This window comes from Glutamicibacter soli, assembly GCF_052322135.1.
Lineage (GTDB): Bacteria > Actinomycetota > Actinomycetes > Actinomycetales > Micrococcaceae > Glutamicibacter > Glutamicibacter soli.
Genome location: NZ_CM125969.1, coordinates 1,131,368 through 1,145,367, shown reverse-complemented (window position 1 = coordinate 1,145,367; position 14,000 = coordinate 1,131,368). Strand labels below are relative to the sequence as shown.

The following is a 14,000-nucleotide window of genomic DNA, read 5'->3' as shown; positions in this document are numbered from 1 at the left end:
GCCCTCCGGGGACGGGAAAGGCCCCGTCCCACCCTTGGGTGGAACGGGGCCTTTCGGAGACTAGCCAGCGAGATTACTCGACGGCTGCGGCCTCGTCTTCGCCTTCGACAACAGGTGCCAGCGACAGCTTTCCGCGGTCGTCGATCTTGGTGATCTCGACCTGGATCTTCTGGCCAACGCCGACGACGTCTTCGACGTCCTCCACGCGCTTGCCGTCGTTGATCTTGCGCAGCTCGGAGATGTGCAGCAGGCCGTCCTTGCCCGGGGTCAGCGAAACGAACGCACCGAAGGTGGTCAGCTTCACGACGGTGCCCAGGTAACGCTCGCCGACCTCAGGAACCTGGGGGTTGGCGATGGCGTTGATGGCCGAACGGGCAGCCTCGGCGGATTCGCCGTTGGTTGCGCCAATCAGCACGGTGCCGTCGTCCTCGATCGAGATGTCCGCGCCGGTGTCTTCCTGGATCTGGTTGATCATCTTGCCCTTAGGGCCGATGACCTCGCCGATCTTGTCAACCGGGATCTTCACCGAGATGATGCGCGGAGCGTTGACGTTCAGCTCGTCCGGAGCGTCGATGGCCTGGTTCAGCACGTTCAGGATGTGCAGGCGTGCTTCGCGGGCCTGGGTCAGCGCGGCGGCCAGCACCGAGGCAGGGATGCCGTCCAGCTTGGTGTCCAGCTGGATCGCGGTCACGAACTCGGAAGTACCTGCAACCTTGAAGTCCATGTCGCCCATGGCGTCTTCGGCGCCCAGGATGTCGGTCAGGGCAGCGTAACGGGTTTCGCCGTCAACGGTGTCCGAAACCAGGCCCATGGCGATGCCGGCAACGGCTGCCTTCAGCGGCACGCCGGCGTTCAACAGCGACAGGGTCGAGGCGCAGACAGAGCCCATGGAGGTCGAGCCGTTGGAGCCCAGCGCCTCGGAGACCTGGCGGATGGCGTACGGGAATTCCTCGCGGCTTGGCAGCACTGGAACCAGTGCGCGCTCTGCCAGTGCGCCGTGGCCGATTTCGCGGCGCTTAGGCGAACCCACGCGGCCGGTCTCACCGGTCGAGTATGGCGGGAAGTTGTAGTTGTGCATGTAGCGCTTGGACTTCACTGGGGACAGCGAGTCGATCTGCTGCTCCATCTTCAGCATGTTCAAGGTGGTGACGCCCATGATCTGGGTTTCGCCGCGCTCGAAGATGGCCGAACCGTGCACGCGAGGCAGGACCTCGACCTCGGCGGACAGCTGGCGGATGTCAGCCAGGCCGCGGCCGTCGATGCGGACCTGCTCGGTCAGGATTCGCTGGCGCACGATGTGCTTGGTGACAGCGCCGAAGGCCTTGGAGATTTCGCCCTCGCGGCCTTCGAAGGCCTTGCCTTCGCCTGCCAGTTCGGCAAGGATCTCGTCCTTGTACTCGCTGGCGGTGTTGTCGCGGTCCTGCTTGTCGGCGATGGTGTAGATCTCCGCCAGGCGGGTCGAAGCGGCGGCCTCGACTGCTGCGTAGGCATCTTCTTCGTAGTCGCGGAAGACAGGGAACTCGACGGTTTCCTTGGCGGCGCGGGAAGCCAGGTCGGCCTGGGCCTCGCACAATACCTTGATGAACGGCTTGGCAGCCTCAAGGCCCTCGGCGACGACCTCTTCGGTCGGAGCCACGGCGCCGCGTTCCTTGATCAGTTCCCAAGCGTTGTCGGTAGCCTCGGCTTCCACCATCATGATGGCGACGTCGTCACCGGCGATGCGGCCGGCGACAACCATGTTGAAGACCGAGTTCTTCAGCTCGGAATGGCGCGGGAAGGCAACCCACTGGGCTCCGTTGCCGTCGTCCACCAGGGCCACGCGCACGCCGCCGATCGGGCCGGAGAATGGCAGGCCGGAGAGCTGGGTGGACATCGAGGAGGCGTTGATGGCCACCACGTCGTACAGCTCGTCCGGATCGATGGCCAGAACGGTGACAACCACCTGGACCTCGTTGCGCAGGCCCTTGACGAAGGCAGGGCGCAGCGGGCGGTCCATCAGGCGGCAAGCCAGGATGGCCTCGGTCGACGGACGGCCTTCGCGGCGGAAGAAGCTGCCCGGGATGCGGCCGGCAGCGTACATGCGCTCCTCGACGTCCACGGTCAGCGGGAAGAAGTCGAAGCCCTCGCGCGGGTGCTTGCCGGCAGTGGTTGCCGAGAGCAGCGCGGTCTCTTCGTCGATGTAGACCATCGCGGAGCCGGCGGCCTGCTTGGCAAGGCGGCCGGTCTCGAAGCGGATGGTGCGGGAGCCGAAGCGGCCGTTGTCGATAACGGCCTCGGCGAACTGGATTTCTGGACCCTCCATTAAGGGGGTGCTCCTTTCGATCGCTCCCATGCGACGGTGAGCGAACCGTGTGGCCCTACCCAGATCTGGTCTTCGATCGAGACCCGCGCGTGAACCCCAGGGGGTTTCCGCGAAGATCACTACCGAGGACCGCGAAACTGGCGGTCGGGACCAACGGTCGGTCAGTCCTGGGAGTTGTTTTCTTTCGGGGCGCGGCGCACGATGCACCGACCCATGTCTAAGCCTACCGGGAAACCGCCAGAGCTGCAGTGGGCCAGGTATCACGTGGCGCGCCCCGAGGGGACGGCCTGCCCGAAAACCGGCTGCGGTGGAACGAAGCAAGTCCGGGGTCTTGATTTTCATGGCGCTGTCCAGCCCCACGAGGGCCAGGCAACTCGTCCTGGAGAACGAGCATGCTTCGCCCACGTCGTCCCCGAACCACTGGTGCGTACCAACGCCGCAGCCGATGAGCACCGACCGACGATTTTCACGGCATTTTGATCCTCCCGGGCAGGCCGGCGCGGAACCCGGGGTGCGGCGGAGTGCTCAGTCGCGTTGCGCCCAGCTCATGCAGTACTCCAGATTGGTCAGAACGCTGGCGGCGGCCGTCTTCTCGTCGCGTGCCTCGATGGCCCCGAGCAGCTCCTCATGCCCGGCCGCCAGGCATCCGTCGAAGCCGTCGAGCAGCCGCTGGTGCATTTTGGTTCCGTGGAAGATGTCGTTGAAACTCGTGTAGACCTCGTGCAGCAGCCGGTTTCCGGAAGCTTCGGCTACCACCAGGTGGAACTTCCAGTCCGCGTCGATCCATGCCTGGATGTCCCCTGCATGCCAGGCGCGGCGTCGGTCGTCGAGCAGTTCGCGCAGTTTGGCCATCTCACCGGCATCCGCACGGAGCGCCGCGAGCCGTGCGGCTTGGGTGTCCAATGCGAAGCGCAGCTGAAGCACGTCGGTGTCCTTGTGCTCCCGGTACACCTGTTGGGCGGCGCCGTCGAATTCATTCGCCGCCCGGACGTAGGTGCCGTCGCCGCGCAGGACTTCCAGCATGCCCGCATGGCTCAGGGCCTTGATGGCCTCGCGCAGGGTGCCACGGGACACCTGCAGCTGCTCCATGAGCTCGAATTCAGAGGGGATACGTTCGTCGCGCTTCCATTGGCCGGACACGATGCGTTCGCGCAGCCAGTCGGTGACTTCATGCGACAGCGGGCCGCGGCGCGAAAAGTGCTGCGTCGATGACATCCCGCCTACTTTCCTGCGCCCGCGTCGACTTGCTGAAGCCGGCCGGCACGGCGCGTGCGCGTCCCCGCACTGAGCCACAGGGCCAGGAGCACCTGCAGCACCGCCGCTGCCACGAGGAGCCACAGCGGCACGCTCCAGCTGCCCAGCTGCGAGGAGAGCAGCCCCAGCGAGAACGGCCCGATGGCTGCCACAATGTAACCCACCGATTGGGCAAGGCTCGACATGGCCGAGGACTCCTCGACGCTCTCACCGCTGCGGCTGATGGAGAGCATCACCAGCGGGAACATGGTGAAGCCAATTCCGAGGAACACGGTCGGGAGCAGGGCCAGCTGAACCGGCAGCAGCTCAAGGGACACGAAACCCGCCAACGCGGCGCAGCTGGCAATCATGAAGGCAGCCCGGAGCAGTCCCCGGGCGGCCAGGGCCATGACCAGCACCGTGGCGGGAATGGTGACCAGCTGAAGCCCGCCGAGCAGCATGCCGGCGGCCGTGGGATCCATGCCCCGGTCAACCAGGATCGAGGGCAGCCAGCCCACGATGCTGTACACCAGCAGGGCCTGCAGCGTGAAGAGCCCGGTGATCAGCAGGCCGCGGCGGGTCGCCAACAGCGGCCAGGGCGACACCTGGCCCGCAGCGCCAACCGCCGGCTTTTCACGGCGCGCGCCGATCGCCAGCGGAGCCACCACAACCAGGGTCGCCAGCGTGGGAATGGCCCAGACGCCCAACGCCGCCAACGGCGAATCCAGCTGCAGGGCGATGGGAACGCTGATTCCGGATGCCAGGGCAGCTCCCGCGGACATGGTGATGGAATACAGGCTGGTGATGCCCGCCGTGCGCTGCGGGAAATACTTGCGGACAAACGACGGCATGGCCACATTGCACACAGCCAGCCCCGACATCGCCACGATAGTTCCCAGCAACAGCATGGACGTGGTGGGCGCCAAGCGGATCGACAGCCCCGCGGTAAGCATCACCAGCGCCAGCATCATGGACCGTTCCAGCCCTAACCACCGCATCAGCCGGGTTGTCGCCAACCCGGCAAAGGCGAAACACAGAACCGGAATCGTCGGCAGGAGCGCCGCCACCACGGGACCGTAGCCCAGCAGTTCCTGCAAGGCAGGAAACAGCGCCGCAGCGCTGGCCACGGCGACGCGGAGATTCAAACCCAGGAGAACGACAGCTGCCAGGGCCAGCGCCATGGTGGCCCTGCGGTATCCGCTGTGAGCGGCCGGCGGGGCCGGATCCGCTGCTGCGGGAGATGGAGCTGGGAGGGAATCTACCTGTTCGGTCATTGTTCAAACGTTAGACGTCTGACGTTTTGCCGGTCAAGCTGCCGCCAGCTGCGGCGCCGCGCAGAGCCCCTCGCTGCTCGACTGGCAACCTCACCCGCTGGCGGGCATCCGGGCACCGCCGACGTGCCATGGATACCAGCACCGCCACTTCAATCCGAGAGGGACCCAGCCGCGGAGGGCCGGACGGAGTATCTGCTCAGCCGCTGCGTGGCTATGGGTCAATGGCCTGCAGCCAGTTCCAGCGCCGCATCGCCAAGGTCCACAGCTTTGAGCCCCGGCCAGCCGTGCAGCATGCCCAGCCACTCCCCCGGAATCGCGCGGGCGCCGCAGGCGGCCCCGACCAGCGATCCGGCGATGGCCGCCACGGTGTCGGTATCCACCCCGCCGCGCACCGCGGCTTCCAGCGCTTCAACCAGCACCCGCCGGTCCAGCGGAGCCTGCCCGGTGCCGTGGCCGGTGGCGGCGCTGATGGCGCTCCACGCACCCTGGAAGGCTTCAACCACCCACCCGTTGTTGCTGAAGTCCTTCGGCGCCCCGGCTTCCGCGGCACTGATGCGCTGTTCCCAGAGTCCTACGCGGGCCGGTTCCAGCAGGTGCAGCCCGCAGCGCAGATCCAGCTGCCCGGTGAGCACCGCATGGCGGATGGCCGCAGTCCACAGCCCGCAGGCCTCTGCGGCCTCCGGGTCGAAGTGCGTCAGGGCGCTGAGCTTTGCGGCGGCCGCGAAGGCTTCCTCAACCGGACGGTGCAGGTACGCCAGAGCGACCGGTGCGGTGCGCATCAGGCTCCCGTTGCCGCCCGAGCGGCCCGTCCGCTGGTGCGCGTCCTCCGCAGCCTGGATGGCATCCGCGGCCACCGGCAGCTCCCGCCCGCCGCGCCGCGCGAGGGATTCCGCCGCCCGCAACACCGCGCTGGTCTGCACACCGACATCCGGTGCGCTCTTGGCCCAGTCGGCCCATCCCCGCACCATCTGCGTGCAGGCTTCCTCCGACGCCGTCCCGCCGGAGGCCGCCAGCGCCTGCGCCATGACAATCGCCATGGAGGTGTCATCGGTCCATTCGCCGGGTGCGAAGTCCCCCAGGCCGCCGCCGATCATACCGACCGGTTCGCCGGCTTCCATGGCCGGTTTGAATTCGTAGCCGGCGCCCAGTGCGTCGCCCGCGGCCAGCCCCAGCAGCACCCCGCGTACACGGTTGTCGCGGTCGGTTTCATTCTTCATGCATTCCCCTTGTCGTCAGGCATTCCCCGGCCCTTGGGCCTGTTGCCAATCTATCGAACGGCTGCGACAGTTCGGTCCCTCTGGTCGGCCACTCGGTCCTGCCTTGCGGGGAACATCCGGCCGGCTATTCCTGGAGCAGGTAGCGCGACAGCTCGGCCAGCCGTTGCGGGACGTGCGCTTCCATCCCCGCCGCGCGCATCCGGAATTCCAGCAGGCGTTCGATGAGGTACCAGAACTGCAGGGCGGGCAGGCGGGACTGGTCGTTGACCGGTCCACGCTGGTTCGGATCCCAGTAGCCGAACATCTCCAGCAGCTCGGACTTGTCCATGAACAGCTCGGGGTGCCGCGAGTACTTCTGCATCCGGTCCGGGATGAAGCCGCCGGCGCGGATCATCCACCCGGCGAACGTCGAATCGCTCTCGATGTCCCGGCCCTTCGGACCTTCTCCCTTGGGCCGGGCCAGCCGTTGGGCCACATGGCAGGCCAGCGCCGCCGGATCGTCCATGAGCTTGCGGCCGCGCTGGGTCGCGGCGAGCACCCCCTTGGTCTTGCGCAGCAGTCCCATCTGCTGGGCCGCTTCGCGCAGCCGGATCACCGCAGGCATGTTGTTCTCGCGCTGGGTGGCCCCGCGTTCGTAGTCGATGCCCGCCAGCTGCGCGCGGTCCAGCAGCTCGCCGACGACCTTCGGCGGCAGCCAGCCGGCGGCGGTGAGCTTCACCGGCTCGCTGCACAGCTCGATCAGCACCGCGAAGGGGCGGAGCAGCTCCACGAACCACGGCGGTGCGGCGCCGCCTGCCGGGTCCAAGCTCAAGCCGATCTGCGCGGCAGGCACGGACAGCGCCCTGCGCAGCTCCGGTTCCATCGTTTCGAACCAGCGGCCCAAGCCGTTGCCGCCGGTGAATTGCGCGGCAAGCATGTCCAGGCGCAGGTTGGCCACCTCCCTGCGGAATTCGGCGGGATCCAGCGGATTCCAGCGTCCCCCGCGCCAGTGCATCCAGTCCACGATGTGCTGGGCATCGAGGAAATCCGGGGCCGGGGCGCCGCGGAAGATCGAGAGCTTCTCCTGCCAGCCGTGGATCCCGCCGCTGTCCTCCAGCGGGGCGCGCAGCTGCCCGTCCATGACGCGGTAGGGAGCCTCGTCCCGGGCCTTGGCCCGCTGTGACTCGACGGTGATCTTGTGCATCCAGCAATCGCCGAAGTCGTATTCGAAGTACAGTTCGCCGTCCGCTGCGTTCAGCGCCTGGCCCAGCGTCGTGATCTCCTGCGGTTCGCCGATCCCGATCTCCCACCGGCTGCGCTCTTCGTACCAGGTGATGGGGTCCGCGGCACCCCGGCGCTCATACGGTGGGTCGCTGTGGAAGGCCTGCAGGTGCGCGTGCTCCCATCCCATCGCGCATTGCAGCGCCAGCCCTGCCTCGTCGAGCATGATGCCGTCATCGATTTCCAGGGTGCGCCAGATGGCCGGTTCGGAGCCTTCCAGCACGATGCGCAGTGTGAGCATTCGACGCAGTGGTATCACGGGTTGCACGGCCACGAGTTTATCGGGGCCCGCCGCCAGCCGCTCGGATCCCACTCCGGGGCGGGTCCCGAAACCGGTTCCAGGCCGAGCATGGAATCCCCGAGGCCTCCGGGAAGCCCGGATCACCACCCATACTCATGGCGGATTATCAGGACCTGCACAGCTACGCAGGGGTTTTTTCGGGCTATTGGCTGAAATTGCGCAGGAAATAGGGTGAACCGCTCCCGAGGGAATACCGTTAGAGGAGGAAACCCGCTCGTTGGCTCCCCGACGGGCCCACCGAGCACCCGGCGCCGTGGCCCCGTTTGGCACGCCTGTCCCCCTGTAAAGGCTTAATTTTGAACGGCAATGCAACCTTCAGACACAACAATGTAGCCCTCCTCTCGGTGAACAGCGTGCTGGCCGATCAGGTGCTCAGCTCGGCCGAATTCGACGAGCGGCTGGCCCCGAGTCTGAAGCGGCTGCGCCTGTCCAAGAAACTACTCGAACGTGTTTCCGGCGTCGCCGAACGCCGCTGGTGGTCCGCGGGAACCACCTTCGACGACGCCGCGATCTCGGCCGGCAAGCAGGCGCTGGAGGCCTCCGGCATCGAGCCGGGGCAGATCGGGTTGCTGATCAACACCTCGGTGACCCGCCGCAATCTGGAGCCCTCGGTGGCGTCCAAGATCCACCACGGCCTGGGCCTGCCCTCCTCCGCGATGAACTTCGACATCGCCAACGCCTGCCTGGGCTTCGTCAACGGCATGACCCTGGCCGCGAACATGATCGATTCCGGGCAGATCAGCTACGCGTTGATCGTCGCCGGCGAGGACGCCCAGCCCACCCAGGAGGTCACCTTCCAGCGGCTGAACGACCCGAACTCCACCCGCGAGGACTACCTGCGCCAGTTCGCCACCCTCACCCTGGGCTCCGGCGCGGCGGCCGCGGTCATCGGCCCTGCCGATGCGCACCCGGGCAAGCCGAAGATCCTGGGCGGGGTCTCCCGTGCCGGCACCGCGCACCACGAGTTGTGCGTGGGCGGGCCGGCCGGCATGTACACCGACAGCAAGGGCCTGCTGGACAACGGGCTGGAACTGGTGGTCGACGCCTGGGACGAGGCGCACGCCGCCGGCTGGAACTGGAAGTCCATGGACCGCTACGTCACGCACCAGGTCTCCAAGTCGTACACCAACGCCATCATCAAGGCCGTGGGCCTGGTCAAGGACAAGGTCCCGGTGACCTTCCCCAAGTGGGGCAACGTGGGCCCTGCCTCGCTGCCGATGACCCTGTGGCAGGAGGCGAAGTCGCTCAAGCCCGGGGACCGGGTGCTGTGCATGGGGGTGGGCTCGGGACTGAACACCGCGATGATGGAGCTGGCCTGGTGACCGGCCCATTCCCCGGCGTCGCCCAGCAGCACTCCCGCCACCTGACAGTTCCGTCCACCTCCCTGGTCGACGTCCCGGGCACCAGCCACCGCTGGCACCTGCTGGACAACCAGACTGAACTCGAATCCCGCGGCATCACCCCGGTCGGCACCCTGCTGTGCGTGCACGGCAACCCCACCTGGTCCTACCTGTGGCGATCCTTGTTCGCCCACGTCTCACGGCGCGCCCTGCCCTGGCGCATCGTCGCGGTGGACCAGCTGGACATGGGCTTCTCCGAGCGCACCGGAGTCTTCCGCCGCCTGGCCGACCGGGTCAACGACCTGGGCGACCTGACCGCTGCGCTGCAGCTGTCCGGCCCGGTCACCACCGTGGGCCATGACTGGGGCGGGATCATCTCCCTGGGCTGGGCCGTGGCCCACCGCGGGCAGCTGGCGAATGTGGTGCTGACCAATACCGCGGTGCACCCGGCCGGCTTCGAGCTGCCCGCCGCGCTGCAGCTGGCCTCCCACCCGGCGGTGCACGGCTGGGGCACCACCAGCACCGATGCGTTCCTGCGGGTCACCCACTCGCTGGCCACCCCCGCGCTGGCCCCCGAGGTCAGGAAGGCCTACATGTCCCCCTACACCAGCGCCGCGCAGCGCACCGGGGTGGGCAACTTCGTCGCAGACATCCCCTTCGCACCCGGCCATCCCAGCCGCCCGGCCCTGGATTCCATCTCCGAGGCCATCCGCGAACTCACCGTGCCGGCCCTGATGCTGTGGGGACCGAAGGACCCGGTCTTCTCCGACCGCTACCTGCGCGACTTGATGGACCGCCTGCCGCAGGCCAAGGTGCACCGCTTCGAGGGCGCCGGGCACCTGGTGGCCGAGGACCGCGACATCGCCACCCCGATCTTCGACTGGCTCCAGTCCGCCGGCGCCGGCGAGACCGTGCGCGCGGGCAGCCTGCAGGACTACCGTCCGATGCTCGCGCAGCTCGACGAGCGCACCGCGGATCACAGCCCCGCGGTGGTGGACATCAGCCCGCCTCGCACGCTGTCCTGGGCGCAGCTCGGCCAGCGCGTGAACGCCCTGGCCAAGGGCCTGGAGCGGATCGGCGTGCGCCCCGGCTCCCGGGTCAACCTGCTGGTCCCGCCGGGCATCGAGCTGACCACGCTGATCTACGCCTGCCTGCGCCTGGGCGCGGTGATCGTGGTGGCCGACGCGGGCCTGGGCACCAGGGGACTGGGCCGGGCCATCAAGGGCGCCGGGCCGCAGTTCCTGATCGGCATCCAGCGCGCGCTCATCGGCGCCAAGGCGCTGAATTGGCCGGGCACGCGCATTTCCGCCACGCAGCTGCCGCCGGCCCTGGCCAAGGTCCTGGGCGTCGGGCACTCGGTACCGCAGCTGCTGGAGGCCGGCGCCGCGGGCGCCCCGCAGGCCGGGGACTTCGCCCCGGCGGACCCTGACGCGGATGCAGCGGTGCTATTCACCTCCGGCTCCACCGGCCCGGCCAAGGGCGTGGTGTACACCCATCGCCAGCTGGCCGCCATGCGCGACACCCTGTCCGCCACCTACCAGCTGAAGCCCGGCTCCGCGCTGGTGGCAGGCTTTGCGCCGTTCGCACTGCTGGGACCCGCCCTGGGCGCCACCTCGGTGACCCCGGACATGGACGTGACCGCACCGAAGACGCTCACCGCCGCCGCGCTGGCCGACGCGGCCGCCGCGATCGACGCCACCGTGGTCTTCGCTTCCCCGGCAGCCTTGGCCAACGTGCTGGCTACCCGGGATGAGCTGACCACCGCGCAGCGCCGGGCGCTGGAGCAGGTGTCCCTGCTGCTGTCGGCCGGGGCGCCGATCCCGGAGCCGCTGCTGGCCGAGGTCCAGCAGCTGGCCCCGCAGGCCTCGGTGCACACCCCCTACGGCATGACTGAGGCCCTGCCGGTCACGGACATCGACCTGGCCGGCATCCGCGCGGCAGGTTCCGGCAACGGCGTCTGCGTGGGCACCCCGGTCGCCGGGGCCAGCGTGGCCATCGCGGTGCTGGACGCCGCGGGCGAGCCCGCTGCCGAGCCGTCCACCGAGCCCGGGCTGACCGGCGAGATCCTGGTCCGCGCCCCACATGTGAAGGACCGCTACGACCGGTTGTGGATCACCGAGCAGCTGAGCACCTCCATCCCCGGATGGCACCGCACCGGCGACGTGGGGCACCTCGACGCCCAGGGACGACTGTGGGTCGAAGGCCGCCTGGGCCATGTGCTGCGCACCGCCAGCGGCCCGCTCACCCCGGTGGAAGCCGAGAACCTGGCGCAATCGGTGCCCGGTGCCGGACGCACCGCGCTGGTTCCGGTCGGCCCGTCCGGGACGCAGAGCGCGGTGATCGTGATGGAAACCGTGCCGCCGGCCCGCAAGCCGGCCCCTGCCTCCCCCGGGCTGTCGCAGCAGGTCCGCCAGGCCGTCGCGGCCGCCGGCGTCGAGGTCTCGGCCGTGCTGGTGGTCCCCGAGCTGCCCACGGACATCCGCCACAACTCGAAGATCGACCGGGCGCACCTGGCCGGCTGGGCCTCCGCCACGCTGGCAGGAGGAAGGATCCGCAAGCCATGACTCCACGCAACCAGCCGATAACCGCGCGCAGGGTGCTGGTCACCGGTGCCAGCGGCATGCTCGGCGGTGCTGTCGCGCAGCGGCTGCGCGAGAAGGGCCACCAGGTACGCACCTTCCAGCGCCGCGCATCCCAAGGCGCCACCGACGAGGTACTCGGTTCGCTGACCGAAACGGCGCAGATCGCCCGCGCGGTCGACTCCATGGACGCCGTCATCCATCTGGCCGCCAAGGTGTCCTTCACCGGGCGTTGGGAGGAGTTCGTCGCCACGAACATCGACGGGACCAGGCACCTGCTGGACGCCGCCGAGGCGGCCGGGGTCAAGGACTTCGTATTCGTCTCCTCGCCTTCGGTCGCGCACTTCGGCGAGCCGCTGGCCGGAGCCGAGGCGGGTCCTGCCGACCCGTCCAGGGCCCGTGGCAACTATGCCCGGTCCAAGGCCGCGGCGGAGCTCGAAGCCCTGTCCCGCAACAGCGACCGGTTCCGAGTCGCCGCAATCCGCCCACACGTGGTGTGGGGCCCGGGCGACACCCAACTGGTGGAGCGCGTCATCGAACGCTCCGCCAGCGGACGATTGCCGCTGTTGGACCACGGCGCGGCGCTGATCGACACCACCTACATCGACAACGCGGTGGCCGCCATCGTCCGGGGGCTGGAGCGCATGCAGCAGGCTCAGGGACTCCCGCTGGTCGTCACCAACGGCGAACCGCGCCCGGTCGGCGAGTTGATCGCCGGGATCTGCCAGGCCGGCGGGGCGCCCGCCCCCAGATTCAGCGTGCCGGGCTGGCTGGCCCGCGGCGCCGGGGCGGTCATCGAACGCGCCTGGCTTGCCGCCGGCACCCGCAACCTGGTCCATGACGAACCGCCCATGACTCGATTCCTGGCCGAGCAGCTGTCCACCGCGCACTGGTTCGACCAGCGCGAAACCCACCGGGTACTGGACTGGCGGCCTGAGGTCACGATCGACCAAGGACTGGCAAAGCTTGCAGCCCACTATGGAGGAAAAGCGCCGCTGGCGATCCACTGATTCTCCGGCTCTGTCCCCTTTTCGGGGACAGGGCCATTTTTTGAAACTACCTGGTTTCGACAAAGGGAATATTACCCAACGGTAAAGCGTTTAGGCGCTTTCACTAGGCTTTTTACGTTTAAGTCACGGCGTTGGTGGTGTCGCTCTCACTTCCGCTGAATACCGGGCTTTCCCTTCGGGCGACACGTATGGTGGTGTGGAGAATCCCGCCAACCAGGAGAAAAGAAAACATGAGTGCCGTCATCGCCCGGGCCGAAGCACGACCCAAGTACAGGGTCAGCATGGTCGAACTGCTGATTCTTGCTGTGGGCGCGACAACCGTGAATTCCGCGCTGTACTTCACCGGAATGTCCGCCGGGGCATCTTTCGACGTGACCGGGGCGCCGTTCGACGAAATCACCTACACCCTGGTGAGCGTGGCTAGCTTCGTGCCGATCCTGCTGATGGGCACCGTAGCCCTCTACCTGGGCTGGCTCAAGCCGTCCATCCTTCCGGCAGCCCGCTGGATCGGCGTCATTCTCGCGCTGGGCTCCATCGCCAGCTCCTACGTGGTGACCGACAGCTTTGCCGCGGGCACCTGGCTCGGCCTGATGCATGTCGTCAGCGCCGTCGCCTGGTACGTTGCCGTGGGGCGCAAGTCCGCCCAGTAGCACCGCAGTGACAAGGCCGCGCCACCCCGAAGGGTGGCGCGGTTTTTCTTTGTACCTTCCAGGTCGCTGGCATTGGGCTGGAGGAGGCATCTGCCATCCAACAGGCGGCGCACAGCATGTTTCACAGCATTCAACGAAGGCTACATTCGGCCGCCACAAGGGCTGACCGGCGCGAGAGTTGGCGGCGCGTCTAGAGCTGGGTCATGAACTTACTGCTTGTAAGGGTTCGGAGGCGTCTCGGGGCCGTTGCCCGAATTGGGGCCAGCAGGTGGCTGGTTGCCGGTGGCGCCCGGGCCAGGAGTCCCCGAGGCTCGCGGTGCCGAAGGACCTGTTGGAGGAATCGGATTAATCTGGAATGAACCTTGATCGCTCGGTGGAGTCCCGCCGGCCAACCGCACGAGCTCTGCGGTGTTTTCCGCCGTGCGGATCTGCGCAAGCAGTGATTCCAGACCGGCGCGCGCAAGTACCAGATAAATCAGGCAGAACAGCGGGCCAATCAGAATCAAGACGACGAAGCCGAATGCGCCATTGGCGCGGAAGCTGGCTATCACGAAGGCAAGATAGCTCACGATCAGCAAGAGCATGATCAGGATGTAAACGATCTTGATGATCGACGGAGTGACGAATTTGCGGAAGTCTAAATCGAATAGCGCTTTCACGAATGGACCTGCTTTCTCAATGCAGTAAGGATGCTACCGCCGAGACTACCCAACAAATATTCTGTTGATAAGAGGATTCAGAAGAATTTTCCATCTGTTGAATCAAATATCAGAGTGAAATTCCAAAAGGGACCCTGCTCGTGAAATATCCAATGCCCCAAGTACAGGCTGTTGA

General features: G+C 67.4%; 10 protein-coding genes. 4 read left to right on the top strand and 6 right to left on the bottom strand.

Going from position 1 to position 14,000, the window contains the following annotated elements; all coding sequences use genetic code 11:
• Nucleotides 1-73 precede the first annotated feature (73 nt).
• From ACTX90_RS05445 to ACTX90_RS05425, 5 genes are all read right to left on the bottom strand, one after another.
• On the bottom strand, nucleotides 74-2,302 hold the full coding sequence (locus ACTX90_RS05445) for a polyribonucleotide nucleotidyltransferase (protein WP_113606635.1): 2,229 nt from the start codon (nucleotides 2,300-2,302) through the stop codon (nucleotides 74-76).
• Nucleotides 2,303-2,827: 525 nt separating this feature from the next.
• Nucleotides 2,828-3,517, bottom strand: a complete 690-nt coding sequence (locus tag ACTX90_RS05440) for a FadR/GntR family transcriptional regulator (protein ID WP_443443408.1) — start codon at nucleotides 3,515-3,517, stop codon at nucleotides 2,828-2,830.
• 5 nt (nucleotides 3,518-3,522) lie between these two features.
• Nucleotides 3,523-4,809, bottom strand: a complete 1,287-nt coding sequence (locus tag ACTX90_RS05435) for an MFS transporter (RefSeq protein ID WP_443443407.1) — start codon at nucleotides 4,807-4,809, stop codon at nucleotides 3,523-3,525.
• A gap of 218 nt (nucleotides 4,810-5,027) precedes the next feature.
• Entirely contained in the window at nucleotides 5,028-6,026 is a 999-nt protein-coding gene (locus ACTX90_RS05430; RefSeq protein ID WP_443443406.1) for an ADP-ribosylglycohydrolase family protein, read from the bottom strand.
• A gap of 124 nt (nucleotides 6,027-6,150) precedes the next feature.
• A complete protein-coding gene (locus tag ACTX90_RS05425; RefSeq protein ID WP_443443405.1) occupies nucleotides 6,151-7,527 on the bottom strand; it encodes a plasmid pRiA4b ORF-3 family protein in 1,377 nt (458 codons plus the stop codon).
• Between the two features lie 356 nt (nucleotides 7,528-7,883).
• Here ACTX90_RS05425 and ACTX90_RS05420 point away from each other — a divergent pair, with 356 nt between their 5' ends.
• The 4 genes from ACTX90_RS05420 to ACTX90_RS05405 all read left to right on the top strand — a co-directional run bounded on the left by ACTX90_RS05420 (nucleotide 7,884) and on the right by ACTX90_RS05405 (nucleotide 13,166).
• Nucleotides 7,884-8,909: a 3-oxoacyl-ACP synthase III gene (locus ACTX90_RS05420; protein ID WP_443443404.1), complete on the top strand. Its 1,026-nt coding sequence runs from the start codon at nucleotides 7,884-7,886 to the stop codon at nucleotides 8,907-8,909.
• Nucleotides 8,906-11,491 carry an alpha/beta fold hydrolase gene (locus ACTX90_RS05415; protein ID WP_424572475.1) on the top strand — a complete coding sequence of 862 codons (2,586 nt, stop codon included), beginning with the start codon at nucleotides 8,906-8,908 and terminating at the stop codon, nucleotides 11,489-11,491. Before ACTX90_RS05420 ends, ACTX90_RS05415 begins: the two co-directional genes overlap by 4 nt.
• Nucleotides 11,488-12,516: an NAD-dependent epimerase/dehydratase family protein gene (locus tag ACTX90_RS05410; RefSeq protein WP_161449675.1), complete on the top strand. Its 1,029-nt coding sequence runs from the start codon at nucleotides 11,488-11,490 to the stop codon at nucleotides 12,514-12,516. The genes ACTX90_RS05415 and ACTX90_RS05410 overlap by 4 nt, the downstream gene beginning before the upstream one ends.
• A 230-nt stretch (nucleotides 12,517-12,746) precedes the next feature.
• A complete protein-coding gene (locus ACTX90_RS05405) occupies nucleotides 12,747-13,166 on the top strand; it encodes a DUF6069 family protein (protein WP_047121095.1) in 420 nt (139 codons plus the stop codon).
• Between the two features lie 209 nt (nucleotides 13,167-13,375).
• Here the strand turns inward: ACTX90_RS05405 and ACTX90_RS05400 are convergent, their stop codons facing one another.
• Nucleotides 13,376-13,825, bottom strand: a complete 450-nt coding sequence (locus ACTX90_RS05400; RefSeq protein ID WP_052772610.1) for a DUF4282 domain-containing protein — start codon at nucleotides 13,823-13,825, stop codon at nucleotides 13,376-13,378.
• Nucleotides 13,826-14,000: the final 175 nt, after the last annotated feature.